Source organism: Streptomyces sp. NPDC046379 (assembly GCF_055587785.1).
Genome location: NZ_JBVJFP010000001.1, coordinates 591,661 through 604,121, shown reverse-complemented (window position 1 = coordinate 604,121; position 12,461 = coordinate 591,661). Strand labels below are relative to the sequence as shown.

At 72.3% G+C, this 12,461-nt stretch carries 11 protein-coding genes and 1 tRNA gene; 10 read left to right on the top strand and 2 right to left on the bottom strand.

The genetic code is table 11. The features are described from left to right. Positions 1 to 31: 31 nt before the first annotated feature. The 5 genes from chpG (at position 32) to ACZ6KF_RS02680 (ending at position 2,950) form a co-directional block, all read left to right on the top strand. Positions 32 to 271, top strand: a complete 240-nt coding sequence (gene chpG / locus ACZ6KF_RS02700) for a chaplin ChpG (protein WP_356631517.1) — start codon at positions 32 to 34, stop codon at positions 269 to 271. A gap of 221 nt (positions 272 to 492) precedes the next feature. Then, positions 493 to 768, top strand: a complete 276-nt coding sequence (locus ACZ6KF_RS02695) for a hypothetical protein (RefSeq protein WP_469236963.1) — start codon at positions 493 to 495, stop codon at positions 766 to 768. A gap of 179 nt (positions 769 to 947) precedes the next feature. Continuing rightward, positions 948 to 1,565 (top strand): vitamin K epoxide reductase family protein, encoded by a 618-nt coding sequence (locus ACZ6KF_RS02690; RefSeq protein WP_469236959.1) that lies wholly within the window; start codon positions 948 to 950, stop codon positions 1,563 to 1,565. 127 nt (positions 1,566 to 1,692) lie between these two features. Next, complete coding sequence (locus tag ACZ6KF_RS02685; RefSeq protein ID WP_356631523.1) at positions 1,693 to 2,100, top strand: tyrosinase family oxidase copper chaperone; 408 nt, start codon at positions 1,693 to 1,695, stop codon at positions 2,098 to 2,100. Further along, positions 2,084 to 2,950: a tyrosinase family protein gene (locus ACZ6KF_RS02680; protein ID WP_469236955.1), complete on the top strand. Its 867-nt coding sequence runs from the start codon at positions 2,084 to 2,086 to the stop codon at positions 2,948 to 2,950. The genes ACZ6KF_RS02685 and ACZ6KF_RS02680 overlap by 17 nt, the downstream gene beginning before the upstream one ends. 156 nt (positions 2,951 to 3,106) lie before the next feature. Here ACZ6KF_RS02680 and ACZ6KF_RS02675 read toward each other — a convergent pair whose 3' ends face one another. Next, positions 3,107 to 3,376, bottom strand: a complete 270-nt coding sequence (locus ACZ6KF_RS02675) for a chaplin (protein WP_356631527.1) — start codon at positions 3,374 to 3,376, stop codon at positions 3,107 to 3,109. A 171-nt stretch (positions 3,377 to 3,547) separates the two neighbouring features. Beyond that, positions 3,548 to 3,623: transfer RNA gene (locus ACZ6KF_RS02670), tRNA-Arg, on the bottom strand. A gap of 319 nt (positions 3,624 to 3,942) precedes the next feature. Between ACZ6KF_RS02670 and ACZ6KF_RS02665 the strand changes: the two genes are divergently transcribed. The 5 genes from ACZ6KF_RS02665 (at position 3,943) to ettA (ending at position 12,461) form a co-directional block, all read left to right on the top strand. Beyond that, entirely contained in the window at positions 3,943 to 5,556 is a 1,614-nt protein-coding gene (locus tag ACZ6KF_RS02665; RefSeq protein ID WP_356631529.1) for a dynamin family protein, read from the top strand. 3 nt (positions 5,557 to 5,559) lie between these two features. Next, positions 5,560 to 7,860 (top strand): YfjP family GTPase, encoded by a 2,301-nt coding sequence (locus ACZ6KF_RS02660; RefSeq protein WP_469236952.1) that lies wholly within the window; start codon positions 5,560 to 5,562, stop codon positions 7,858 to 7,860. Positions 7,861 to 8,208: 348 nt separating this feature from the next. Continuing rightward, positions 8,209 to 8,694 (top strand): single-stranded DNA-binding protein, encoded by a 486-nt coding sequence (locus ACZ6KF_RS02655; RefSeq protein WP_469236949.1) that lies wholly within the window; start codon positions 8,209 to 8,211, stop codon positions 8,692 to 8,694. A 273-nt stretch (positions 8,695 to 8,967) separates the two neighbouring features. Beyond that, a complete protein-coding gene (locus tag ACZ6KF_RS02650; RefSeq protein WP_469158496.1) occupies positions 8,968 to 10,386 on the top strand; it encodes a Cys-Gln thioester bond-forming surface protein in 1,419 nt (472 codons plus the stop codon). Between the two features lie 410 nt (positions 10,387 to 10,796). Continuing rightward, positions 10,797 to 12,461 carry an energy-dependent translational throttle protein EttA gene (gene ettA, locus ACZ6KF_RS02645; protein WP_356631537.1) on the top strand — a complete coding sequence of 555 codons (1,665 nt, stop codon included), beginning with the start codon at positions 10,797 to 10,799 and terminating at the stop codon, positions 12,459 to 12,461.

The following is a 12,461-nucleotide window of genomic DNA, read 5'->3' as shown; positions in this document are numbered from 1 at the left end:
TTTTTGTGTCAACCCCAAGGAGCATTTCTCCATGTCGCGTATCGCGAAGGGCCTGGTTCTGACCTCCGTCGCCGCTGCCGCCGTGGCCGGCACCGCCGGTGTGGCCACCGCCGACAGTGGCGCCAAGGGTGTCGCCGCCCACTCCCCGGGCGTGCTGTCGGGCAACGTCATCCAGGTTCCGGTTCACATCCCGGTCAACGTCTGCGGCAACACCGTCAACATCGTTGGTCTGCTGAACCCGGCGTTCGGCAACGAGTGCACGAACAAGTAGCGTTCTCCGCGCTCCGGCCGGCCGCTCTTCCCTGACGGGAGGGCGGCCGGTTCCTTTTGGCGCCCTCTTTCTTTTTGTATTTCTTATGCATTCCGAGGGTTCGGAAATCCGAACGGGCCGCAGAAACCCTCTGCGGGCAGGGTTTCCGCTCCGGCCGGAAATCGTTGGGCAGGGCGCAACAATTTCCTCCGGCGGCCCCGGCCGCCGACGAAAGGACCACGATGAAGCCTCTGCAGGCCGCCGCTGTCGTTGCCGGATCCCTCGTCGTCGCCGGCGCCGCCGCGCCCGCGTTCGCCGCCCCGGCCGGCCCCACCCCGCCCACCAGCGTCACCGGCGCGGTGAAGACGATCACCTCCCAGCCCGTGGACGTCATGCCGCTGCGGCAGGAGACGCACGCGCTCGACACCGAGAAGGAGGGCTCCGTGCTGCACACCGCCAACAGCACGACCGAGAGCCTCAACCGGGCCCGCCTGCTCGGCGGCATGCCGGTGCGCTGACGCCCGGGACCGCCGGCGCGTGCGTCGCTCGATCGGGTGGAGCGGGCCGGGGCCGTCGTCCGCACGGGTGAGAACCCGGCGGGCCGCCCCGGGCCCCGCCACTAAGGTCGCGCCGTGACCACCGCACCCGGCGCGACCCGCCCCCTCCCGATGCCGCCGGCCCGCGGCCCGCGCTCCTGATGGCCCGCACCGCCGCCCACCGCGCCCGCCCGCCGGCCCCCACCGCCGGCGCCGGCCGCGCCCTCGCGGTGCTGCTGGTGCTCACCGGAGCCGCGGGGCTGCTGGCCTCCTGGGTCATCACCCTGGACAAGTTCAAACTCCTCGAGGACCCGGACTTCACCCCCGGCTGCAGCCTCAACCCGGTGGTGTCCTGCGGCAGCGTCATGGAGAGCGACCAGGCCGCAGCGTTCGGCTTTCCCAACCCCATGCTCGGACTGGTGGCGTACGGCATGGTGGTCTGCGTCGGCGTGAGCCTGCTGGCGGGCGCGGTCCTCCCCCGCTGGTACTGGCTGCTCTTCGCGGCAGGCTGTCTGTTCGGCGTCGGATTCGTGTCGTGGCTGCAGTTCGAGTCGCTCTACCGGATCAACGCGCTGTGCCTGTGGTGCGTCCTGGCGTGGATCGCCACGATCCTCATGTTCTGGTACGTCGTCTCCTTCGCCGTACGCCGCTCCTTCCTCCCCGCGCCGCCCGGACTGCGCACAGTGCTCGACGAGTTCACCTGGATCCTGCCGGCGGTGCACCTCGGGGTGATCGGCATGCTGATCCTGACCCGCTGGTGGGACTTCTGGACGAGCTGACCGGACGGCCGGCCGCCGGTCGGATGGTCCGCCGGTCGGATGGTCCGTCTGGAGGCGTGCGGGGTTCGGGAACGGGGCCGGACGGTTATGGCGGTACGGACCACCCGAACCGCACGAGGAGCACCCCATGGCCGTCAACGCGGGCGAACCCAGACCCCGGCGGAACGTGATGCGAGGCCTGCTCGGCTCGGCCGCCGCCCTCGCCCTGGCCCCCGTCGTCGCGGCGTCCCCTCCCCCCGAGGAAGCACTCCCCGAAGAACCCCGCGAGGTCGTGGTGTTCGAGGAGGTGTACCGGGGCCGCAGAATCCGCGGCGTCAGGTCCCTCGGGGACCAGGAGGTGCGGGTCACCGTGGACGGCCGGCCACTGCATCTGATGCGCCGCGCGGACGGCGGCTGGCTCAGCACGGTCGACCACTACCGCTCGTACCCGACCCCGCAGGAGGCCGCCCGCGCGGCCGTCGACGAACTGGGCCCGGGCGAGTCGCTGCGGGAGCCGCACGACGCCGGAGGGGGACACCGTGGCGTACGTCCGTAGGGACGTCAGCACGCTGACACGCGCAGAGAAGCGGCGCTTCGTCAACGCCCTGCTGGTGCTCAAGCGCCGCGGCGAGTACGACGAGTTCGTGCGCACGCACATCGCGTTCTACACGGCCGACGGCGAGGACGGCCTGCGCACCGCCCACATGACGCCGTCGTTCCTGCCCTGGCACCGCCGGTTCCTGCTGGAACTGGAGAAGGCCCTGCGCCGCGTCGATCCGTCGGTGACCATCCCCTACTGGGACTGGACCCGCGACCGCACGCCCACCTCGGCGCCCTGGACCGACGACCTGCTCGGCGGCAACGGACGGCCCTGGGACCGCCGGGTGACGACGGGACCGTTCGCCTACGCCGAGGGCAACTGGACCCTCACGGAGAACGTGACGGACACCAAGTTCCTCACCCGTGACCTCGGCCGCGCCCGCGATCCGATCCAACTGCCGACCAGGGCCGACGTCGAGTGGGCCCTCGCCGACCCCGTGTACGACGCCCCGCCCTGGGACTCGACGGCGCGCCGGGGTTTCCGCAACAAGCTGGAGGGCTGGGGCGCGGGCCGGGGCAGCGTGTCCTGGCGCAACCACAACAGGGTGCACCGCTGGGTCGGCGGGGTGATGGTGGGCGGCGCCTCCGTCAACGACCCCGCCTTCTGGCTGCACCACGCCTTCGTCGACCTGCTCTGGTCACGCTGGCAGCGCCGGCACCGCGTACACCGGTACCTCCCGGCGAAGCCGCCGGGCCGCGGGGACGCCCAGCACGGCCGGGTGATCGCCCGGCACCAGCGGCTGCCTCCGTGGGACGTGACGCCGGATCAACTGGAGGACCACACGCGCTTCTACCGCTACGCGTGAGTCCGCGTCCGGGCGACGGCCGGTGAGTCGGGCCCGCCCCGGCCGGCCGCGTGGCACGGGAGAGCCCCGGCGCTCGGGGCTGCCGGGGCTCTCATCGGGTGCGGCGGGTACCGCTGGGTGTCGCGCTGTGCGGCGGTGGTGCGGGCGCTGCGCAGGTCAGCCGCCGTACGCGCCGGACTTCTTGCCGTCGCTGTTCTCGCAGGTGTTGCCGGCGGCCGGGTTCAGCAGCCCGCCGATGTTGACGGTGTTGCCGCACAGGTTGATCGGCACGTGGACCGGGACCTGGATGACGTTGCCGGACAGCACGCCCGGGGAGTGGGCGGCGACGCCCTTGGCGCCCGCGTCCGCCATGGCCAGACCGGCCCCGCCGAGAACCACGGCGCCCGTGCCGACGGCCACACCGGCGGCCTTCGCGATGCGAGACATCACGTTCTCCTTCTGACTCGGTGAGCGCGACAGCAGGACGCGCCGCCGCACTTTCCGCTCAACGCGGGGAGCGGGAGTCGGTCACGGGAATGATGTCCGTATCACCCGTTTTGAGGGGAAGGGTGAGTGGAGAGGCCCGATGGTCGTGCTGGCCGGAACCGGCCTGCTGTGTGGCGCCCCCGGCAGGACTCGAACCTGCGGCCAAGCGCTTAGAAGGCGCCTGCTCTATCCACTGAGCTACGGGGGCCGGTGTGGTGGCCTCTGTCGTGGTGCCCGCGTGCGGGCCGAACCGTGACGTCGCCGGGGTCAAGGATAGGGCTCCCGGCTCCTTGACCCTGTCGCTTCGCCTCCGTGGCTCAATGTGGAGGTTCAGTGAAGCGGTCCGATAATCGCAGGCAGGTGGCAAACGTGCAGCGCTTTTCGCGCCTCGCGCGCCGGGTGTTGTGTACTCGTTATGCCTGCGCTGTGCCTCTGTCCCCCTCGCCCTATGCGCCCCTTCTGTTCTGTCGGCGCGCAGACATGCTCATATGCTTCAGATATCCCATAAAATTGGGCATTCTTCGCATGTGGTGACCTTGGACGTACGGCCTCAGCTGCTCGACGCACTTTCCGCGCTGCGCGACCGCGTCGCCGCCGCACGCTTTCCGCTCCCGCTGGCGGGCGCTCCACGCGCGCGTGCCAACCGCGACGAACTGCTCGCCCAGCTCGACGACTACCTGGTGCCCCGGCTGAGAGAGCCCGACGCGCCCCTGCTGGCCGTCATCGGCGGCTCCACCGGTGCGGGCAAGTCGACGCTGGTCAACTCCCTGGTGGGCCGCAGGGTCAGCGAGGCGGGCGTACTGCGGCCGACGACGCGCACGCCGGTGCTGGTGTGCCACCCGGAGGACCACCACTGGTTCAGCGGCATGAGGGTGCTGCCCGGCCTCACGCGCGTGTGGGCGCCCCCGCAGGAGACCGGGGAGGACGACGATCTCCTCCTCCCCGGGGAGGACCAGACGCGCGTCCTGCGGATCGAGACCGTGGAGACCCTGCCGCCCGGCCTCGCCCTCCTCGACGCGCCCGACGTCGACTCCCTCGTCGCCGACAACCGCTTCCTCGCCGCCGAGCTGATCTGCGCCGCCGACATCTGGATCATGGTCACGACGGCCGCGCGGTACGCCGACGCCGTCCCCTGGCACCTGCTGCGCACCGCCAAGGAGTACGACGTCACCCTGGTCACCGTCCTCGACCGGGTGCCCCACCAGGTCGTCTCGGAGGTCTCGCGGCAGTACGGCGCGCTGCTCACCAAGGCCGGGCTGGGCGACGTGCCGCGTTTCACCGTGCCCGAGCTGCCCGAGTCGGCGTGGGGCGGCGGCCTGCTGCCGGCCACCGCCGTCGCGCCGCTGCGGACGTGGCTCGTCCACCAGGCACAGGACCCCGCGGCCCGGCAGCACGCCATGGCCCGCACCGCCTACGGCGTCCTGGCCTCCCTCCGGACCCGGCTGCCCGAGCTGGCCGGGGCCGCCGCCGCCCAGTACGCCGCCGCCCTGCGGCTCACCTCGGCCGTCGACCACGCCTACGACAGCGAGCACGCGCGCGTGCGCGGCCGGCTGCAGAGCGGGGCCGTGCTCGCGGGGGACGCGCTCAAGCGGTGGCGGGCCTTCCCGCTCGACTGCACCGCCGGGGAACTGCTCGACGCCCTTGTGGAGAGCCTGAGCGACCTCGTGCTGTGCTCCGTCACCGCCGCCGACGAACGGATCGACGAGGCCTGGCGGCGTGAACCGGCGGCGGGCGCGCCCGAGCTGGAGGACCCCGAGTCGACCCCGGAGAGCGCCGAGCACCGCATCGGGATGGCGGTGCGGCGGTGGCGGCGCGAGCTGGAGGAGTACGCCGAGGACGAGGTCCGCGCCCTGGACCGGAGCGTCGCGCCGGATCCCGAGGTGATCGCCGCGCTGGTCGCCACGGCGCTGCTCGGCGGGCGCCGGGCCAGGGTGGCGGGGGAGGGGCTCGCCGAGCGGCTCGGCGCCCACGGCGCGCTGCGGCTGCGCGACCGGGGCGGGCGGCTCCTCGTGGAGTACGTGGACCGGGTCATGAACGCCGAGCGCGAACGCCGTATGGCCCCGCTCGACGCGCTCGAGGTCCAGCCCGAGCCGCAGGCCGAACTCATCGCCGCGCTGTCCGTACTGCAGAAGGAGAGGTGACCGGTGACTGCCGTCACTGACCAGGACCAGGACCACACGGACCACACCGAGCACACGGAGCACACGGAGCACACGGAACAGGCCGACCGTGCCCGCGACGGGGGCGGGGGCGGGGGCGAGGGCGGGGGCGAAGGCGGCGAGGCCGGGAGGACGGGCGCCGAGGTCTCTGCCGCGGACGGTTCGGGTGCGGAGGGCTCAGCTGCCGGGGAGGCGGCCGACGAGGGGTCGGCTTCCGGGAAGGCCGGTTCCTCGAAGGCCGGCTCCGGGGCGACGGGCTCGGGGGACGGCGATCCCGGAGAGTCGGGTTCCCGTGGAGGCGAGGGCGCCGTGGAGGACGGCGTGGCCTCGGACGGGGACGCCGCGACCGACGGAGGGCGCCCGGAGGGCCGTACCGGAGCGGGCGGCTCCGCGGACGGGGATGCCGGGGATGCCGCGAAGGACCGCTCCGAGGAGGCCGGTTCCGCGGAACGGGAAGCCGGTGAGCGGCGGTTCTGGAGGAGCAGGCGCAAGGCCGCCGACACCGGTACGAAGAAGGGGGCCGGACGCGCCGTGGAGCATCGCGCGCGCGGGCGGGCCGACGATGTCTTCGGCGCGGACGCCGAGGACGCCTGGGACGACGGGCTGATCGCCCGGCGGGTGAACGAGGCGACCGCCGTCGAGCAGGCCGCCGTCGTGGAGCACCGGGCGTCGAGCCCGCAGACCGTGACCCCGCTCGCCTACGACGGCTCGCTGCGCTCGCGGCTCGACGCGCTGCGCGAGCTGGTGGGCCTGTCCCGCGCGCGGCTGGACAACCGGACCCTCGCCGAGGCCGGCCGGGTCCTGGACGAGGCGGCGGCCCGGCGCAAGCTCTCCGGACAGCACACCGTCGTCGCCATCGCGGGCGCCACCGGCAGCGGCAAGTCCCAGCTGTTCAACACGCTGGCCGGGGTGACCATCTCGGAGACGGGCGTACGGCGCCCCACCACCGCCGCGCCCATCGCGTGCAGCTGGAGCGACGGGGCCGCCACCCTCATCGACCGGCTCGGCATCCCGGGCCGGCTGCGCCGGCGCCCGCTGCAGAGCCCGGAGGCGGAGGCGCAGCTGCGCGGGCTGGTCCTGGTCGACCTGCCCGACCTCGACTCGGCGGCCGTGCACCACCGTGAGCAGGCCGAACGGGTCCTGGAACTGGTCGACGCGGTCATCTGGGTCGTGGACCCGGAGAAGTACGCCGACGCCGTGCTGCACGAGCGCTATCTGCGTCCCATGGCCGGGCACGCGGAGGTGATGTTCGTCGTGCTGAACCAGGTCGACCGGCTGCCCGGTGAGGCGGCCGACCAGGTCCTCGACGACCTGCGGCGGCTGTTGGACGAGGACGGGATCGCCCTCGGCGAGTACGGCGAACCGGGCGCGACCGTGCTCGCGCTGTCCGCCCTCACCGGGGAGGGAGTCGCGGAACTGCGCGAGGTGCTCGGCCAGTTCGTGGCGGAACGGGGCGCCGCGGCACGCCGAATCTCGGCGGACCTGGACGCCGCGGCGGCACGGCTGTGGCCCGTCTACGCCACGCGCCGCCGGCCGGGGCTGAGCGAGGAGGCGCGGGACGAGTTCTCCGCGCGGCTCGCGGACGCCGTGGGCGCGACGGCCGCGGGAGAGGCGGCCGAGCGGGCGTGGCTGCGCAACGCCAACCGCGCCTGTGGGACGCCCTGGCTGCGGTTGTGGCGGTGGTACCAGGAACGGCGCGAACCGCCCACTGGGCGGCTGCCGGTGCGCACGCAGGCCGATGAGCAGGCGACGGCGCGGCAACGGGTCGAGCAGGCGGTACGGACGGTCGCCGACCGGGCGTCGGCGGGGCTGCCCGCGCCCTGGGCGCAGGCGGTGCGCGAGGCCGCCGTGCGCGGGTCCCAGGGGCTGTCGGAGGCGCTGGACGAGTTGACGGCACGGGCCGGGCTGCCGCCGGGCCGGCCGCCGACGCCGGGCTGGTGGCCGGTGGCCGTGCTGGTGCAGGCCTGCATGACCCTCCTCCAGATCGTCGGGGGGTTGTGGCTGGTCGGGCAGATCGTCGGGGTCATGTCGCCGAACCTCGGGGTGCCGGTGCTGCTGATGGTGTCCGGGATCGTCGGAGGCCCGATCGTGGAGTGGAGCTGCCGGATGGCGGCGCGGGGACCGGCCCGCAGATACGGCCTGGAGGCGGAACGCCGGCTCCGGGAGGCCGCGGCCGGGTGCGGACGGGCGCGGGTGCTGGACCCGGTCGCGGCGGAACTGCTGCGGTACCGGGAGGTGCGGGAACAGTACGGGCGGGTGATCGGGGCGCGGGCTGGGGGGAGGTAGCGGGGAGGGGGACCGGCCGCGGGTCGGCCTCCCGTCCTCTCGGTGCCTCGCCCTTCAGCGCTTCGTCCTTCGATCCTTCGATCCTTCGGTGCTTCGGTGCTTCGGTGCTTCGGTGCTTCGGTGCTTGGGCCCTTGGCGCTTGGGCCCTCGGTTCCTCGATCGGGTGGCGGAGTTTTCCACAGGTGGGGGACGGTCCACAGCGCCCGGCGGGCCCGGCCCGGCGGAGGCAGTCTGGTTCCGCGGCGATCACGACCGGCGAGGTCGCCGCATCAGACGCAGCCGTACGGGACGGGCCCGTCGGCGTGTCCGCCCGGCGCGTGAACGGCCGGGCGGGGAGGGACGAGTGAGATGAACGAGACGCTGATCTGCGCGGTGGGCAACGTGGCGACGCAGCCGGTGTACCGGGAGCTGGTGGCGGGGCCGTCGGCGCGGTTCCGGCTGGCGGTGACCGCGCGGTACTGGGACCGGGAGAAGAACGTGTGGGCCGACGGGCACACCAACTTCTTCACGGTGTGGGCGAACCGCCAGCTGGCCACCAACGCGGCGGCCTCTCTCTCGGTGGGCGACCCGGTTGTCGTGCAGGGCAGGCTGAAGGTCCGCACGGACGTGCGCGAGGGCCAGAGCTGGACGTCCGCGGACATCGACGCCGTGACGATCGGCCACGATCTGGCGCGCGGCACCTCGGCGTTCCGGCGCGGCAACGGCAAGACCGAGAGCGGAGCGGCGGGTTCACCGTCGCAACCGGAGCCGTCGTGGGAGACGCCGGCCGGAGAGGAGGGGTCCGGGGCGGCCGGTGACCATCAACGCGCCCTGGAATCAGCAGCGGTGACGTGACGTCGGCCGTGACGGCGGCCATGCCCGTCGACTGACCGAACTGCGGCTTATCGGCGATTGCGTTACTGAACGCCCCGAGTGGATTTGTCGATAAGCCCAGTTCATGGGCGGTCCTGCGATAACGATTCCGATTCGGATCACCGGCCGACTCGATCACCGGGAAGGCTGATGCGCCCGCGTCCTTAGGATGCGGGAGTTGGCTCTTGTGCCGTGATGATTCTGCTGGCGGGACCGCCCCCCACGTCAACGGGTCCCGCCCGGAGGGGAATTTAGGTGTTTGCTTCGTTCTCCGCACTGTCCGTACGCGGTCGCGGGGCGGCCCGCCTCGCCGCCGTGACGATGGTGTCCGGGCTCGCCGCCGGAGTGCTGGCGACGGCCGGTCCCGCCGTCGCGGCCGGAACCGGGGCGGTGCGGGGCCAGGGCGGAGCGACCGCCACGATGGGCGGTCTGGAGACCTACGGCACGGCGGTCCTCCACACCGACGAGGGCGACCAGGAGATATCCGCCGGCCTGTTCGAGATGTCCGTCGAAGGCGGCGGCACGCTCCAGACGTACTGCGTCGACATCCAGAACCCGACGCAGAAGGACGCCAAGTACCACGAGACGCCGTGGAGCGGCACCTCGCTCGGGGCCAATGACGACGCCGGCCGGATCCGCTGGATCCTGCAGAACTCCTATCCGCAGGTGAACGACCTCGCGGCGCTCGCGCGGCGGGCCGGCATCGACAGCGGGCTCAGCGAGCAGGACGCGGCGGCCGGCACCCAGGTGGCGATCTGGCGCTACTCCGACGGCGCCGACGTCGAGGCCGCCGACCCGCAGGCCGAGAAGCTCGCCGATCACCTGGAGAAGAACGCCCGCGACGCCGCCGAACCCGGGGCGTCCCTGACCCTGGACCCGTCGGCGCTCTCCGGCCACCCCGGCGAGCTGCTGGGCCCGGTGACCGTGCACACCAACGCGGACAGCGTCACGGTGGCCCCGCCGGCCGACGCCGAGACCAGCGGCGTGCGGATCGTCGGCAAGGACGGTGAGGACGTCACCACCGCGCGCGACGGCAGCGAGCTGTTCCTCGCGGTGCCCGAGGACGCCGACGACGGCTCCACCGAGGTGACCCTCCAGGCCTCCACCACCGTGCCGGTCGGCCGGGCCTTCGCCTCCGAGAGCCGCAGCCAGACCCAGATCCTGGCCGGCTCCAGCGCGTCCACGGTCTCGGCGACCGCGAGCGCCACCTGGGCGGCGACGGGCGCGATACCCGCGCTGTCCGCCAAGGAGAACTGTGCCGAGGGGGCGGTCGACATCACGGCCGTCAACGAGGGCGACGCGCCGTTCGTCTTCGAGCTGATGGGCGTCGAGCACAGCATCGCGGCGGGGGAGTCGGAGACGGTGTCGGTCCCGTTGCAGGAGGACCAGGCCTACGACTTCACGATCACCGGCCCCGGCGGTTACGACCAGCGCTTCGCCGGCGTCCTCGACTGCCTGACCCGCACCGACGAGGCCGAGCAGGCGGGCGACTCCCCGCAGCTCCTCGCCGAGCCGAGCCCGGCCACGGTGGGCAGCACCGACGCCGACGTCAACCTCGCCGCCACCGGCAGCTCCAGCGCCACCCCCCTGATAGGCGGCGCGGCCATCGCCCTGGTCGTCATAGGAGGCGCGGCCCTGGTGCTCGTACGAAAGAAGAAGACGCCCCAGGACTGACCCTGCGGCCCGGGCCCCGTACTGGGAGTGCTCGGACGTGGTCGGTCCCGGCCGGTCAGGCGGGGCGCCACGCGGGCCACCGGAGCGGGACGTTGCTCGCGGGGCAGAGGCCGGAGTCGCCGGGGCGGCCGCCCAGCGTGCCCCGGCTCGCGAAGAGCCACCGTGCGAGCCCCAGGGTCGGGACGACCACCAGCAGCGCCGGCGGCGACGGGCCCGCATCGGAGGGTCTCCGCCCCGGAGGGAGGTGCCAGGGGTGGTCGGCGCTCGCCGGCGCGGTCGGTCGGCCTCCGTCGCAGGGAAACCCCAGGTCAGGACCGCCGGATCGGACGGGTTACCACCCAGGGATGGACGTACGGCAAGATGGGGTGTATCTGCCCACTGCCAGATTTCAAGCTGCCGGACGGTTTCTCTTGGCTGAGTTCATTTACACCATGCGCAAGGCGCGCAAAGCGCACGGCGACAAGGTGATCCTCGACGACGTCACCCTGAACTTCCTGCCGGGGGCGAAGATCGGCGTCGTCGGCCCGAACGGCGCCGGTAAGTCGACCGTGCTCAAGATCATGGCGGGGCTGGAGCAGCCGTCCAACGGCGACGCCTTCCTCTCTCCCGGCTACAGCGTCGGCATCCTGCTGCAGGAGCCCCCGCTGACCGAGGACAAGACCGTCCTGGAGAACGTCCAGGAGGGCGTCGCCGAGATCAAGGGCAAGCTCGACCGGTTCAACGAGATCGCCGAGCTGATGGCGACCGACTACTCGGACGCCCTGCTCGACGAGATGGGCAAGCTCCAGGAGGAGCTGGACCACGCCAACGCGTGGGACCTCGACGCCCAGCTGGAGCAGGCCATGGACGCCCTGGGCTGCCCGCCCGGCGACTGGCCCGTCACCAACCTCTCCGGCGGCGAGCGGCGCCGCGTCGCGCTGTGCAAGCTGCTGCTGGAGGCGCCCGACCTGCTGCTCCTGGACGAGCCCACCAACCACCTCGACGCCGAGTCGGTGAACTGGCTGGAGCAGCACCTCGCCAAGTACGCGGGCACCGTCGTGGCCATCACCCACGACCGGTACTTCCTGGACAACGTGGCCGAGTGGATCCTGGAGCTCGACCGCGGGCGCGCCTACCCCTACGAGGGCAACTACTCCACGTACCTGGAGACCAAGGCGACCCGTCTCAAGGTCGAGGGCCAGAAGGACGCCAAGCGCCAGAAGCGGCTCAAGGAAGAGCTGGAGTGGGTCCGCTCCAACGCCAAGGGACGGCAGGCCAAGTCCAAGGCCCGTCTCGCGCGGTACGAGGAGATGGCCGCCGAGGCCGAGAAGATGCGGAAGCTGGACTTCGAGGAGATCCAGATCCCGCCGGGCCCGCGCCTGGGCAACGTCGTCGTGGAGGTCAACAACCTCCACAAGGCCTTCGGCGAGAAGGTGCTCATCGACGACCTCAGCTTCACGCTGCCCCGCAACGGCATCGTCGGCGTCATCGGCCCGAACGGCGCCGGCAAGACCACCCTGTTCAAGATGATCCAGGGTCTGGAGCAGCCCGACTCCGGCACCATCAAGGTCGGCGAGACCGTCAAGATCTCCTACGTCGACCAGAGCCGCGAGAACATCGACCCGAAGAAGACGCTGTGGGCCGTCGTCAGCGACGAGCTGGACTACATCAACGTCGGACAGGTGGAGATGCCCTCGCGGGCCTACGTCTCCGCGTTCGGGTTCAAGGGTCCGGACCAGCAGAAGCCGGCCGGCGTGCTCTCCGGCGGCGAGCGCAACCGCCTGAACCTGGCGCTCACCCTCAAGCAGGGCGGCAACCTGCTCCTCCTCGACGAGCCGACCAACGACCTCGACGTCGAGACCCTGTCCTCGCTGGAGAACGCGCTGCTGGACTTCCCCGGCTGCGCCGTGGTCGTCTCCCACGACCGGTGGTTCCTGGACCGGGTCGCCACCCACATCCTCGCCTACGAGGGCGAGTCCAAGTGGTTCTGGTTCGAGGGCAACTTCGAGTCGTACGAGAAGAACAAGATCGAGCGGCTCGGTCCGGACGCCGCCCGTCCGCACCGTGCCACCTACAAGAAGCTGACCCGGGGCTGA

Excerpts from the sequence above, each read along its gene's own strand:
- ACZ6KF_RS02675 (WP_356631527.1), bottom strand. The coding sequence starts at position 3,376 with ATGTCTCGCATCGCGAAGGCCGCCGGTGTGGCCGTCGGCACGGGCGCC.
- chpG (WP_356631517.1), top strand. The coding sequence starts at position 32 with ATGTCGCGTATCGCGAAGGGCCTGGTTCTGACCTCCGTCGCCGCTGCC.
- ACZ6KF_RS02685 (WP_356631523.1), top strand. The coding sequence starts at position 1,693 with ATGGCCGTCAACGCGGGCGAACCCAGACCCCGGCGGAACGTGATGCGA.
- ACZ6KF_RS02695 (WP_469236963.1), top strand. The coding sequence starts at position 493 with ATGAAGCCTCTGCAGGCCGCCGCTGTCGTTGCCGGATCCCTCGTCGTC.
- ACZ6KF_RS02690 (WP_469236959.1), top strand. The coding sequence starts at position 948 with ATGGCCCGCACCGCCGCCCACCGCGCCCGCCCGCCGGCCCCCACCGCC.
- ACZ6KF_RS02655 (WP_469236949.1), top strand. The coding sequence starts at position 8,209 with ATGAACGAGACGCTGATCTGCGCGGTGGGCAACGTGGCGACGCAGCCG.